This window comes from Corynebacterium sp. HMSC064E10 (assembly GCF_001812505.1).
GTDB classification, from domain to species: Bacteria; Actinomycetota; Actinomycetes; order Mycobacteriales; family Mycobacteriaceae; genus Corynebacterium; species Corynebacterium amycolatum.
In genome coordinates this window covers 598,528-611,887 of sequence record NZ_KV809173.1, presented here as the reverse complement: position 1 = coordinate 611,887, position 13,360 = coordinate 598,528, and the positions used below count along the sequence as shown (strand labels likewise).

Genomic DNA, 13,360 nt, shown 5'->3' with positions numbered 1-13,360 from the left:
ATGTGTAGTAAGGAAGTGTTCGGATAGGGGTAGCAGGGCGGTTAGGCCCTGCGATTAGTTGTCATGGGCTAGTTGCTATCGCTGGGCTCGAAGGCCTCGCGAGCCGCGGTGCGGCTCTTCTTAGTCAGTGCAGCGAGCACCGCAAGGAACGCAGTAACACACACTACGGCGATAACCTGCTGGCGAGCACCAGAATCGGTGAGCATGCCAACAGCGAGGCCCAGGATCAGGATGACCGCTACCCAGGACAGTGCCGGGTAGGCCCACATGCGAACGGAAAGCTCGTTGTTGGCCTCCATCTGCGGGCGCAGCTTAATCTCGGACAGGGCAATGACCAGCCAGATCACCAGCAAGCAGCCGCCGACAGCGTTCAGCAGGAAGACCAGGACACTCGAGCCGTCGAAGACAACCTGCAGGCCAACAGAGACGAAGGCGAAGACCATCGACATGATGACCGCACGGTTCGGAACTGCGTGCTCATTGGTGTGGGCGAAGAAGCGCGGTGCCTCACCGCGGGTGGACATCGAGTAGACCAGGCGAGAGGTGGCGTAAATCTGAGCGTTGAATGCGGACAGCAGCGCCAGAACGATAATGGCCTCCATGAAGCCAACCGCACCTGGAATGTTCGCCTGCTTTAGAACCTGGGTGAACGGCGACTCAGCTGCGGAGTCAGCGCCGTCGATCTGGGAGTACGGCAACAGCAGGATGATGACGGTCACGCAGCCCAGGTAGAACACAGAGATGCGGAAGATTACCGAGCGGACAGCAGCAGCGATGGAGCGCTGCGGATCCTCGGCCTCAGCAGCGGCAATCGTGACAATCTCGATACCGCCGAAGGCGAAGGCCACAGCCAACAGACCAGCGGCAATGCCGGAAACGCCATTCGGGAGGAATCCGGATTCGGCAATATGCGTCGTACCGACGAAGCTGGTACCTGGCAGCAGACCGAAGAAAAGAAGGACGCCAATAACCAAGAACGCGATAATCACCGCGACCTTGATGAACGCGAACCAGAACTCAAACTCGCCGAAACCGCGCACATTCGCCAAATTCACTACAGCGAAGAAGGCAACACAAATCAGGCCTGGAATCCAGCCCGGAATACCGAACCACGCACCCATGATGGCACCGGCGCCGGTGATTTCAGCACCGAGCACCATGATGAGCATGAACCAGTAGAGCCAACCGAGGACAAAGCCAGCCGAAGAACCAAAGGCCATCTCAGCATAGGTGGAGAAGCTACCCGGTGTCGGGCGGGCAGCGGCCATCTCGCCGAGCATCTGCATGACGAGGACGACAATGAAGCCAGCGATGACGTAGGAAATGAGAACACCCGGGCCAGCTGCCTTAATGCCGACGCCCGTACCAAGGAAAAGACCGGCACCGATTGCGGAGCCAAGACCCATCATGGTCAGGTGTCGAACCTGCAGCCCCTTGCCCAGCTGAGTTGTCTCGCCGGAGGTGGAGGTAATTTGCGATTCGGTCATGTCGCAAACATTACCTCGCTGATAACAGGGGCAATAACCGTATTACGGGTTTACCCCCATTCACCGTTTCGGGGTCCATTAATGTGCCTTCAAGACACCTAAAGTAGGTTATCCGGCCAGCTCATCCGGCACGTCGGCAAGCTGAGTGAAAGTAGCGGCACCTTCGTCATTGCCCGGGCGTTCCGTGCGGCGGACGCACACCGCCGAGTGGTCCGGGTGATGGTAGAAGTGCATATTGTTGCGGCCGGAGATTTCCCATGCCTGAATACGGCGGTTCTCTGCGGGGACATCGATGGGCGTATCGGGGGCAATGAGGATGCTTCGGTCAATAATGCAGTCATTACCGAGGCTGACGCCGACGGTGCCGGCCGCGATATCGATGTGGCAGCGCTCGCCAACCGTGAGCGGCTTACGCTGACCGGAATCGTCGTGAGCGGCAATGATGGAGGCCGACAGCCCCACCTTCGTGTGCGCGCCAATGACAACACCGGAGGATAGACGTCCCTCAATCTTGCATGGGCCCAGAGTGCCCGAGTTCAGCGAGACAAATCCCTCGCGCAGTACTGACGTACCCGGTGCCAGATAAGCGCCCAACCGCACGCGCTCGGCCTCTGCAATGCGGACACCTGCGGGCAGCACATAGTCGACCATGCGCGGCATACGGTCGATGGCGTAGACGTGAATCAGGCCGCGGACGCGCAAGTGGGTACGCAGTTGCTCGAAGTTGTCCGGCAGGCATGGCCCCTTGTTGGTCCACGCCACGACGTGGAGCAGCTCGTAGAGCCCCTTGGTGTTTAGCTGGTGCGGCTTGACCAGGCGGTGGGAGAGCAAATGCAGGCGCAGGTAGGCATCGTGCGGGTCGACAGCCGGCTTGGACAAATCCTCAATGGACGTGCGCACTGCCACCTGCTCCACGCGGCGATCCTCGTCCAAAATCACCTGACGAAGCAGCTGTGGGGTCAAATCAGCGGCGCCGAGCCGGTGAGTGCTCGACTCTACGACCTCATCGCTTAACTGAGGTGCGGGAAACCAAGTATCGAGAACTGTACCGTCCATTGCGATGTTGGCGATTCCCGTAGCGACAGCACCAGATGTAATCATGATTCTTAATATTAGTATCCCTTAGAGGAATCTTCGCGGAAGGATGAACTATGCCCCTAGCTGGCCTTGAAAGCACACAGAAAATGAAGCAGTGGTTCTTAGTTAGCCTCATCATTGCTGTCAGTGTGCTCGGACTCGGCTTCGTCCTGGCCCTGCCGGTGGTCTTCTATGTCGGATTCGCACTGCTGAGTGCTTGGATTCTTGCCGTAGCCAGCTTCTTTGGTTTCGTTTTGCCACCGCGAGCAATGCCAATTGGGGCAGTCGGCGTGGTGATTGCCGCAGTGGTTGCGCTCATCGCGCCGAACCGTCTTGTGCTGGTTATCGCAGTTGCCATCGCAGTGGGGCTCGGTGGTGGCATGATCGCCCGTCTTCTGCTGGAGCGCAAGAACCGCGATCAGCAGGCACGCATCGACGCTCTGCCAATGTGGGAGCGCGATGAGCTGGGCGATGTCGCCGAAACGCTTCGTCCTGCTTATCGACGAGACATCGATCCCACTCCAGTGCAGCTGCCACATGCAACGGCCAAGATTGTCGCGGCCGTCTGCAAGCCGTTGGCCGGTTCTACGGTGATTGTCAGCACGAATGAGCTTCGTCCGGTGATTGCGGTCTATGGCTCCCGTGTGGCTGTGGTCTATGGACCCGGCGCGGGCGTTGTCGAGGAAGAAAGCGGCAACGGAGAGGTGACCGATTCTGCGGGGGAGGAGCGGGCGCTGGGGTCGTCGGCAAGCGAAACTCCGGAGGAAATCATTGCCCAAACTCTCCCGGAAGGAGCGAAAACCCTGGTCTTTGAGGTGGCTGATGGGCTTAAGCGTCCGGCGGAGGGGAGAGTTGGTGTGACCTCCGCCGAACCGCATGAGCTGGCGCTGTTCCTCGGCGGTGGCGCGCCTGCCAATGGGGATGCGATCAATGGTCGTGCGGCGCATATTCATCACAAAATTCTGGTTTCGCTGGCGCACAATGGTTTGTACGCTTAATTGATGTGAAATCGAAGTTAAATCTGCTCCAAGATCCTGTCGACCTCACGGCGGCACTGGTTGACATCGAATCGGTGTCCCACAATGAGACCGCGATTGCGGATGCCGTCGAGGTGGCATTGCGTGAGGTAGCGCAGGCAGATAAGTCGATTGAGGTCCTGCGCATCGATAACAACGTGATTGCGCGGACTCATCGCGGGTTGCCGCAGCGCGTGATTTTGGCAGGGCACCTGGATACGGTGCCGACTGCGGGCAATGTGCCTTCGACGCGTGGGGTAGACGCGCAGGGGAGAGACACGCTCTTTGGCTGCGGAACTGTGGATATGAAAAGCGGGGACGCGGTCTATCTGCATGCTTTTGCGACGCTAGCGGCAAACCAGGAGCTGCAGCGCGACCTGACGCTCATCATGTACGAATGCGAAGAAATCGCCGCGGAGTTCAACGGGTTGCGGCACTTGAGTGAGTCGCATCCGGAGCTTCTGACTGGCGATGTCGCTCTGCTGGGCGAGCCCAGCGGCAATGTCATCGAAGCCGGTTGTCAGGGCTCTATTCGCCTGCGTTTGACCGCTCACGGCACACGTGCGCACTCGGCTCGGGCGTGGCTCGGCGACAATGCCGTGCACAAGTTAGCGCCGGTGCTGTCACGCATTGCCGCCTATGAACCGCAGACTGTGGACATCGATGGCTTGGCCTACCGCGAAGGGCTCAACGTCGTCTGGCTGGAAGCCGGGGTTGCTACCAATACGCTTCCCGACGAGGCGGTGCTGCGAGTCAACTTCCGATTCGCGCCCAACCGCAGCGCCGATGAGGCTATGGCACACTTCCGCGAGGTGCTGGGGCTCGACGAGTTCGCGGCCGAGGACCTCACTGTCGATGTCGAGGATGTGAGCCCTGGGGCGCTGCCTGGACTGCATGCGGCTGCTGCGAAGGAGTTGGTTGCGGTCGCAGGCGACGTCGTAAAGCCCAAGTTTGGGTGGACCGATGTGGCGCGTTTTTCGGCGCTCGGCATTCCTGCGGTGAACTTTGGCCCGGGTGACCCGGCGTACTGCCACAAGAAGGATGAGCAGATTCCGGTCGAGTGCATAGCGGCACTGTGGGAGGATTTGCGGCGGTATTTGACCACCGCGCCGGTGGCTGAGTGAGCCTAGAATCACACCCCGCCCTCGCCGAGCGGGTGCGCGTATGTCATTGCTGGCATACATTGTGAGGTTATGAAACCTGTACGTACTCCGTCCCCAGCTAAGCGCCGTGCACTCCGCGGCCCAATCGCGATCCGACAGGCAGGCGAACCGCAGGCGTCTACGACCGACCGCAGGCTGTTGTCACACAATCCGAACACGGATTGGCTGCACAACGATACCTGGCGTGTGCTGCGCATTCAGTCGGAGTTCGTTGACGGCTTTGGTGCGTTGGCGGAAATCCCGCCGGCGGTGACGGTATATGGTTCGGCACGTCTGCCAGAGGACAGCCCTTACTACCAGTGGGGCTTCGACCTGGGCAAGGCGCTGGCGGAGGCGAGTTACGCGACCATCACTGGTGGCGGCCCGGGCATCATGGAAGCCGCCAACCGCGGCTGCTACGACGCCGACGGCCTGTCCATTGGGTTGGGCATTGAGCTGCCGCACGAGCAGCACTTGAACGACTGGGTCGACCTGGGCATGAACTTCCGCTACTTCTTCGTGCGTAAGACCATGTTCCTGAAGTACTCGCAGGCGTTTATTTGCCTGCCGGGTGGTTTCGGCACGCTCGATGAACTTTTTGAGTCACTGGTGATGGTGCAGACCGAGAAGGTGGAAAATCACCCAATCGTGCTGCTCGGCACTGAGTTCTGGTCGGGGCTGGTTGATTGGATGCGTGAGAAACTAGTGGCCATGGAGCTAATTTCTCCGACTGATATGGACCTTTTCCTGGTCACCGACTCCATTGAAGAAGCTGTCGAGTACATCGAGGCCGCGCACGAAAAGCTGATGGAAGACTGTAAGCAGACCTCTGACGTTCGCGAAAAGCTCCGCCGAGTCCGTCGTTTCAGCGAAAGGTAGGACGCTGTGCGGAGCTTTTATCAGGACTCCGCGGTGCCGACGGTGATGGCCATCGTCAATCGCACCCCGGATTCCTTCTATGACCGTGGCGAGACGGCTGCGGAGGAGGCTGCGCTTGCTCGCGTCGACGAAGTTGTTGCGGCAGGCGCGGGCATTGTCGACATCGGCGGCGTCAAGGCCGGTATCGGTGCAGAAGTAACTGTTGCCGAGGAAATCGAGCGCGTGGTGCCGACCATCGCGAAGGTTCGCGAGCGCTATCCTGACCTGCACATCAGCGTCGACACCTGGCGCGCAGAAGTCGGAGAGGCCGCCATCAACGCTGGCGCCAACCTCATTAACGACACTTGGGCGGGCCATGACCCGGAGCTGCTGGAAGTCGCGGGTTCCCACGGGATGGGTTACGTCTGCTCGCACACCGGTGGGGCTCTGCCACGCACCAATCCGATTCGCGTGCGTTACGACGACATCGTGGACGATGTCATCTCAGAAACCGGCAAACTCGCCCAGAGGGCAGTGGACGCTGGCGTGCCGGAGGACCGCATCCTCATCGATCCCACCCACGACTTTGGCAAGAACACCTACCACGGCCTCGAACTTCTGCGGCGCTGCAATGAGCTCGTGGATACAGGCTGGCCGGTGCTTATGGCGCTGTCGAATAAGGACTTCGTCGGTGAGACTCTGGACCGCCCGGTCGAGCAACGTGTGCCCGGCACCTTGGCCGCGACTGCCCATGCGGCAGCTGCCGGCGTTGCGGTGTTCCGTTCGCATCAGGTGTCCGAAACCCTTGATGTCTGTCGCATGACTCTGGCTATTTTCGGTGATTTTGCACCACTGCATCCGGTGCGTGGGCTGGTGTAAGGGGCGTAGTTTGAGGCGCTTCACCCATGCCGCTGCGTGAAATAAAGGATTATGATGAAGAGAAGTAGTCGAAAATGCCGACAGGGATTCTAAACCGGAATCTTGAACCGGGGTCTTAGACCGAGGTCTTGAACCGGATTGTCAATCTCCCGGCTACCACAGCTGAGCTGGGGTAGCTGGTCGTCTCCTGCATCGACATTGTCTTAGAACGAAGGAGTTCACATGGCAGCAATGAAGCCGCGTACCGGTGATGGTCCGCTGGAGGCAGTTAAAGAGGGCAAGAAGATTGTGATGCGCGTCCCCGCAGATGGTGGTGGGCGCCTGGTGGTGGAACTCTCCCCAGAGGAGGCCAAGGAGCTCGGCGCAGAGCTCGTAGCAGTAGTGGAGTAGTGGATACCCGGGTAGCGGGGTAGCGGCCGGGCTTGTCCGGTTTTGCCCCAGGGGCGACCTACACAAGTGGTGTAGGTCGCCTTTTCTTTTTTCAGGTGATAACGGCTCGAATGCGGGTTTATAAACAAAAAGTACGGGCTGCACATGTGAAACTGTGCGAGTTTATGACACTTTGAAGCCGTCTTTCGGACCATTTTTGTCATAAACGCAGTCAGTAACTCGCATTGGAGTTACTTGGCTGAGCTCGACACGGGCTAAGATAGTGAAAATTATTTTTCTAGCTCAGTTTGAGGAGTGACCGACGTGCTAGCTGACATCATTGATGTGCTTGCTGACCCCATCGATGGCACTGATTTGAAGTTTGGTGATGCCGAACGAATGACTCTGAAGTCCGAATCCGGACATAGCTATGATGTCGCCCGCCAGGGTTACGTTACGCTCGCCGGTGGGGCTGGTCTGCGCTACACCGGCGATGACGCCAAGATGATTACCGCTCGAGAGGAGTTCCTCTCTGGTGGCCACTATGCTCCATTCGTTGAGGCAGTTACAGGTAACGTCCAGGACGTGCTTGACGACGCCAATGTGTCCGAGGCCGCCAGCCCAGTCATCTGCGAAGTCGGTGCGGGCACTGGTTACTACCTCGCACACACGCTGGACAGCATTCCCAATTCTCGTGGCGTAGGCATTGATGTGTCTGTGCCGGCCGCCAAGCATCTGGCCAAGAGTCACCCGCGGCTCGGTGCGGTCGTGGCCGATGCGTGGGCACGGTTGCCGCTGCGTGATGGCTCCATCGATGCGCTTACGGTTGTCTTCGCACCTCGCAACGCGGAGGAGTTCGCTCGCGTGCTCAAGCCGGGCGGCCAGGTCGTGGTTCTGACTGCCACTACTGGTCACCTGGGCGAGCTTCGTGAGCCGCTGGGCATCATCGATGTCGAGCGCGGCAAGGTCGAGCGCATGATTTCCCAGGCGGAGGGGCACCTCGTGCCTGTTGGTGACCCGGAGTTGGTGGAGTTCGGTATGAACCTCAACCAGAGTGCAATTGCCGCTCAGATCGGGATGAGCCCGTCGGCACGCCATATCCACCCAGAGGTGCTGCAGGAACGTATTGCAGCGCTACCTGCAGAAATGCACGTCACCGCCCGTGCCTATGTCACCCGTCTGGGGCGCCCGGGAGACTAGCGCCTACTCCTTGACCTCGGTTTTGTGAATCTGCTCATCCAGGTCATCCGGATCCAGATCAGCATCCGAGAATTCCGCCGTTAGCGGAAGGCGAAGTTGCAGGTCGGTGCCCGGGCACAACTCGATAGTGCCCGAGCGCAGCTTAAAGTCCAGCACATGCCCGCCGCCGGTGCCGCCTTCCGCGAGGAAGTGCACGTGACAGCCGGGCACCGAAATTCCCTTCTCATAGACCGGCGTGCGGAAGCCCGCAATCGTGCCCCGTAAGTTCTCAAAATCAACCGAGGCGTCTTCTTCCGTCGCATCAACCATCTTCTGGTACGGCTTTTCCTGCTTTACGACGGTTCGAGTCTTCACCCACTCAAATTCGCCGGTAATCCGCAGTGCGTACATAAAGTTTTGGCTCGGCACCAGGGAATCGATGATGGGGCTAATTTCCTTGCGAGTCAGGTTTTCCGGCGCATCCATCACCGTGTGCGGGACGAAGTTGGTCACCACCGTGTAGGGGCTGCGCTGATCCATGGTGGCCCGGGTTGCGGAGCCGTCGTGACGCACCTGCCAGCAGACCCCGTCGAGGATTACCATTTCGCCATCGAGGCCGTCGAAGGTACCGATGCCGAAGTTTCCATGACCAAGGATTTCGCCAATGGTCATCTCGCCGTCGTAGATGCCATCGAGCAGTGCGGACATCAGTGAGTTTTGGAAAATTGTGTGTCGGACCGTTGGAAAATTCTCGTGAGTGGTCATGGAAGCCATTATATTCGCGATATTTGTAGCCCAAGCTGGGGCGGGTCGTCTGTTAGATGTCCGATCGGCTTGTGGGTAAGGAAATCGTGGCAAGAAAAACGCCCTGCGGAAAAATCCACAGGGCGCGATTTGGTGAATCGAGCGGTTGGTTCTACTTCGGCTGGATGGTGACTGTCACTTGGTCAGCAGTGGAGACGATATGAACGGTCTGGCCATCGGCAGCGACAGTGGCGTGGCCGCCTTCGACATTCACTGTGAACCCATTCGGGAAGTTGATCGAGGGCACAACGAGCTCGCTGGTGGAACCAGGTGCGAAAACTCCGGTGCCATCGACGCGACTATTGTTCCAGCTGGCCTCGTAGACCCGGGTGTCTGCGTTCCAGTCAGTAGCCTGCGGGGTGCCCGCGACTGCCCGCAGGTGTGGAGCAGCGAGGATGGTCATCTTGTCGCGGTTGAAGGCATCGGCACCTACAGGTCCTGGAACAGTCGGGTCGAAGACCATGCCCTGTTCCTTCTGGTTCTGCGTCGTCGGGTCGTTGCATCCGCAGTAGGACCAGTACTGCCAGCCGACCATGTGGCGGCGGGCAAGCGAAATTACGCCATTGAGGGTATCGGCATCGTCGGTGGCGCCGAACTCGGAAAGCAGTGTGGCCGAGCCGTTACCGGATGAGACGATTTCCGCATTGTCGAAGACACGACCATCGAAGAAGTCGCAGCCCGTGTAGGTGTTGAACAGGGCGTTCGTGGTGCAGTAGACATGCCAGCTGAGGGCCGTGCCAGCGGTATCAGGAACCTGCGGGGCGGCCGGATCGGTATTCAATCCGGTGTTCCACATGGAGTAGGGCTCGTAGTGGACAATAGCGTCCTGGTCCTTGGCGACAATCTGATCGGCAGCCTTCTGGTGCAGTTCATCGAGCTTTGCCTTAGCTGGACCGCAGTCGCCCTGAGCCAGGTAGCACAGTGGGTACGCAGAACCTGGCCACGGTTCATTTATGATGTCGTAGCCCATCAGGCCCGGCATGTCACCGAGACGTTCTGCGACATGACCCCACATGGCAGCGTAACGCTCCTGCAGCCCAACGCCACCCGGTCCTTCGCGGTTATTTAGGAAGTTGTCGTATGCCCTAATGAGACCGATATTGAGGGCCTGGTTAGTTGGGAAGCCAACCTTCAGAAGGCTGGGAACGCCGTCGTCAATGACAGCCCAATCCGGGGCAAATTCGCCCTCGAACTTTTCGTTGTACATGTCCTGGTGGGCATCGACCAAGACCGCGATTCCACGCTCAGTGAGCATAGAGATGGTGCGGGCAATGGAATCCAGGTATTCGTCGTTGTAGACGCCGGGCTCTGGCTCTACTGCTTTCCAGATAATGCCGACTCGCATGGAGTCGAAGCCCTGCTGCACGAGCCAGTCAGCGTCGTCCTCGTTAAAGCCTCCGGCCTCGGGGGTGTAGGGATCGTGCTTGTAGACGATGTTCGACCCCTGAGTGAGGAAAGCTCGGCCATCACCGTCGGTAAACCAGCGACCGGACTGTCCCAGGGGACCACGCTCGGTGATGGTAGCGGTACTAGGGGATGGTGCTACTTCTGTCGCGAGCGCCTGATGCGGTACTGCCCCCGCTAGCGCTATGGCAATGGCGGCACCAACTGCTGCCACCTTCTTAGTGAATCTCATACTCAATATGCTATTGACCAGTAATGATAAATTCATCCAAAACTCAAATTAGGTTCAGAAAAGTGGGCAAACGCATAAATAAACGTCCTGAATGGGGTTAGCAAAAAGGCTAAAAGGCCCACCGCTTCCTCTTTGGAAGCGATGGGCCTTATGAGGACACACCGTCCACTGCACAGCCGTAGCGTCTCGCAGACAGCCTGTTACATCAAAGACTTATAGACTTCGACGGTCTGCTCGGCGATGTTCTCCCAGCTAAACACATCCTCAGCGCGCTTCTTACCCGCCTGGCCAACCTTGGCAGCGTGGTCACGGTCGGCGACCATGTTGTTGACAGCGGCAGCAATGTCGCGTTCGAAGCCCTCCGGATCGGACTCGTCGTAGTGAACCAGAGTGCCGGTTTCACCGTCGACGACAACCTCCGGAATACCGCCGACATCAGAGGCGACAACGGCGGTGCCACAGGCCATAGCCTCGAGGTTGACGATGCCCAGCGGCTCGTAGATGGACGGGCAGACGAAGGAATCCGCGGCCGTCAGGATTTCCTGAATCTTTTCCTTCGGTAGCATGTCCTTCACCCAGAAAATGCCGTCGCGCTTTTCCTGCAGGTCGTGAACGAGCTGCTCGGTCTCCTTAGCGATTTCCGGGGTGTCCGGCGCGCCGGCGCACAGTACAAGTTGCACACCGTCGTCGAAAAGCGATGCGGCCTTGACCAGGTGAGCGACACCCTTCTGACGGGTGATGCGGCCGACGAACGCAACCATCGGACGAGACGGGTCAACGCCGAGCTCTTCCAGGACGGACCAGCCGTTCTGCTCCTTGGACTCTTCCCACGTCGGACGCGGGTGCCACAGCTCAGTGTCGATGCCGTTCAGAACGACGTGGACCTTGTCGGGGGAGATACGCGGGTAGGCGTCCAAGATGGCGTCCTTCATGCGCGCAGAGACAGCAATGACAGCGTCTGCGTACTCCATAGCATTGCGCTCGGACCAGCTGGAAACGTCGTAACCGCCACCGAGCTGCTCGCGCTTCCACGGGCGGTGCGGCTCCAACGAGTGCGCGGTAGCCACGTGTGGAATGCCCTTGAGCAGACCGGTGAGATGGCCACCCAGGCCTGAGTACCAGGTGTGAGAGTGGACGACATCAATGTCGGTTGCCGCAGCGGCATCAGCCATGCGCAAACCCGTGGACAGCGTTTTAATCGAGGCGTTGGCATCCTTCAGCTCCGGGTCAACGCCGTGGACATATACATCCGCCTCATCGCGAGGAGCACCCATGCAGTGCACATCGACGTCAACGCCGTCGAGGCCGCGCATGAAACGAGTCAGTTCAGTTACGTGAACACCTGCTCCGCCGTAAATCTCCGGAGGGTATTCCTTGGTCATCATGGCAACACGCATAGTTCCAGCGTAGCCAGATTTGACAATTTCCGTCGCTTGATATGTCTGGGTGTGGGTAGTGAGGAGGGGAGACTGGCAGCGAGGAACGTAAATCGCATATAGGTTGGTTGGTGTGAGGAGTCAACCACATGTTTTGTCCATTGTCCTTGCCGGTGGCGAAGGCAAGCGTCTCTTCCCGCTGACGGAAGACCGCGCTAAGCCCGCCGTGCCTTTCGGCGGCAGCTATCGGCTTATCGACTTCGTGCTGTCGAACTTGGTTAACGCAGGTTTCCTGAAGATCTGTGTGCTGACCCAGTACAAGTCCCACTCGCTCGACCGTCACATTTCGCAGGCGTGGCAGCTGTCCGGCATCACCGGCCAGTACGTCACTCCGGTGCCGGCTCAGCAGCGTCTGGGTAAGCGCTGGTTCACTGGTTCGGCTGACGCGATTCTGCAGTCGCTGAATTTGGTTTATGACGAGGATCCGGAGTACGTCATCGTCTTCGGTGCCGACCACGTCTACCGTATGGACCCGCAGCAGATGCTGGAGGCCCACATCGAGTCTGGCGCTGGCGTTACCGTTGCTGGTATCCGTGTCCCACGCTCCGAGGCCAGCGCATTCGGTGTCATCGATGCGGATGACAACAACCGAATCACCGAGTTCCTGGAGAAGCCGGCTGATCCGCCTGGCACCCCGGATGACCCGGACTCGACGTTCGCGTCGATGGGTAACTACATCTTCACTACCTCCGCGCTTATCGACGCAATTAAGCGTGACTCGGAAGATGAAAACTCCGACCATGACATGGGCGGAGACATCATTCCGATGTTGGTAGAGGAGGGCGAGGCCTTCGTCTGGGACTTCAAGGACAGCTACGTTCCGGGTGAGACCGAACGTGATAAGGGCTACTGGCGTGACGTCGGTACCATCGATGCCTTCTACGAGGCCAATATGGACCTGATTTCCGTCCACCCGGTGTTTAACCTCTACAACAAGAAGTGGCCAATCCACACCTTCTCGGAGGAGAACCTGCCTCCGGCGAAGTTTGTCCAGGGTGGTATTGCTCAGGCTTCCATGGTGGGTGCCGGTTCGATTGTCTCTGGTGGCACAGTTCGCAACTCGGTGATTAGCACCAACGTCGTGGTCGAGGATGGCGCGACGGTGGAGGGCTCGGTTCTCTTCCCAGGTGTGCGCGTCGGCCGCGGAGCAGTGGTTCGTCACGCGATCTTGGATAAGAACGTTGTTGTCTCCGACGGCGCCATCATTGGTGTCGATCCGGAGAAGGACGCAGAGCGCTTCAAGGTCAGCGCTGGTGGCGTTGTGGCCGTCGGTAAGGGCAAGGTTATCTAGCCTGTCAAAGCCGGCTCAGGCTGCAAGAAGGCACGTACCGTGGGGTACGTGCCTTTTTCTTTTAAGCTTTTTGCTGCTTAGTTGCTACCTAGCCCCAAAACTGGCAATCCCAAAAATGTGGGCTGCACGTGGGGCTACGGGCTGCAAAAGTGAAACTGTGCGAGTTTATGACACTTTCAGGCCACT

Annotated in this window: 12 protein-coding genes; 7 read left to right on the top strand and 5 right to left on the bottom strand. The window is 58.8% G+C overall.

Going from position 1 to position 13,360, the window contains the following annotated elements; genetic code table 11:
* Nucleotides 1–68: 68 nt before the first annotated feature.
* On the bottom strand, nt 69–1,487 hold the full coding sequence (locus tag HMPREF2860_RS04455; protein ID WP_070628623.1) for an amino acid permease: 1,419 nt from the start codon (nt 1,485–1,487) through the stop codon (nt 69–71).
* 108 nt (nt 1,488–1,595) lie between these two features.
* Nucleotides 1,596–2,588, bottom strand: coding sequence for a 2,3,4,5-tetrahydropyridine-2,6-dicarboxylate N-succinyltransferase (locus tag HMPREF2860_RS04450; RefSeq protein WP_038628339.1), 993 nt, complete (start codon nt 2,586–2,588; stop codon nt 1,596–1,598).
* Nucleotides 2,589–2,671: 83 nt separating this feature from the next.
* Between HMPREF2860_RS04450 and HMPREF2860_RS04445 the strand changes: the two genes are divergently transcribed.
* The 6 genes from HMPREF2860_RS04445 to HMPREF2860_RS04420 all read left to right on the top strand — a co-directional run bounded on the left by HMPREF2860_RS04445 (nt 2,672) and on the right by HMPREF2860_RS04420 (nt 8,028).
* Complete coding sequence (locus tag HMPREF2860_RS04445; RefSeq protein WP_235191241.1) at nt 2,672–3,562, top strand: hypothetical protein; 891 nt, start codon at nt 2,672–2,674, stop codon at nt 3,560–3,562.
* A gap of 5 nt (nt 3,563–3,567) precedes the next feature.
* A complete protein-coding gene (gene dapE, locus HMPREF2860_RS04440; RefSeq protein WP_038628344.1) occupies nt 3,568–4,704 on the top strand; it encodes a succinyl-diaminopimelate desuccinylase in 1,137 nt (378 codons plus the stop codon).
* 69 nt (nt 4,705–4,773) lie between these two features.
* On the top strand, nt 4,774–5,601 hold the full coding sequence (locus tag HMPREF2860_RS04435; protein WP_070628622.1) for an LOG family protein: 828 nt from the start codon (nt 4,774–4,776) through the stop codon (nt 5,599–5,601).
* Between the two features lie 45 nt (nt 5,602–5,646).
* The gene (folP, locus tag HMPREF2860_RS04430; protein WP_038629488.1) at nt 5,647–6,459 is read left to right on the top strand and encodes a dihydropteroate synthase; all 813 of its coding nucleotides are present in this window, start codon (nt 5,647–5,649) and stop codon (nt 6,457–6,459) included.
* 222 nt (nt 6,460–6,681) lie between these two features.
* Complete coding sequence (locus HMPREF2860_RS04425) at nt 6,682–6,849, top strand: DUF3117 domain-containing protein (RefSeq protein WP_005509573.1); 168 nt, start codon at nt 6,682–6,684, stop codon at nt 6,847–6,849.
* A 303-nt stretch (nt 6,850–7,152) separates the two neighbouring features.
* A complete protein-coding gene (locus tag HMPREF2860_RS04420; RefSeq protein WP_038629489.1) occupies nt 7,153–8,028 on the top strand; it encodes a methyltransferase domain-containing protein in 876 nt (291 codons plus the stop codon).
* 3 nt (nt 8,029–8,031) lie between these two features.
* Here the strand turns inward: HMPREF2860_RS04420 and budA are convergent, their stop codons facing one another.
* The 3 genes from budA to glgA form a co-directional block, all read right to left on the bottom strand.
* Complete coding sequence (budA, locus tag HMPREF2860_RS04415; RefSeq protein WP_038628349.1) at nt 8,032–8,781, bottom strand: acetolactate decarboxylase; 750 nt, start codon at nt 8,779–8,781, stop codon at nt 8,032–8,034.
* 142 nt (nt 8,782–8,923) lie between these two features.
* The gene (locus HMPREF2860_RS04410; protein ID WP_038628352.1) at nt 8,924–10,447 is read right to left on the bottom strand and encodes a glycoside hydrolase family 5 protein; all 1,524 of its coding nucleotides are present in this window, start codon (nt 10,445–10,447) and stop codon (nt 8,924–8,926) included.
* Between the two features lie 200 nt (nt 10,448–10,647).
* A complete protein-coding gene (gene glgA / locus HMPREF2860_RS04405; RefSeq protein ID WP_038628355.1) occupies nt 10,648–11,844 on the bottom strand; it encodes a glycogen synthase in 1,197 nt (398 codons plus the stop codon).
* A 112-nt stretch (nt 11,845–11,956) separates the two neighbouring features.
* Between glgA and glgC the strand changes: the two genes are divergently transcribed.
* Nucleotides 11,957–13,174: a glucose-1-phosphate adenylyltransferase gene (gene glgC / locus HMPREF2860_RS04400; protein ID WP_038628357.1), complete on the top strand. Its 1,218-nt coding sequence runs from the start codon at nt 11,957–11,959 to the stop codon at nt 13,172–13,174.
* Nucleotides 13,175–13,360 lie beyond the last annotated feature (186 nt).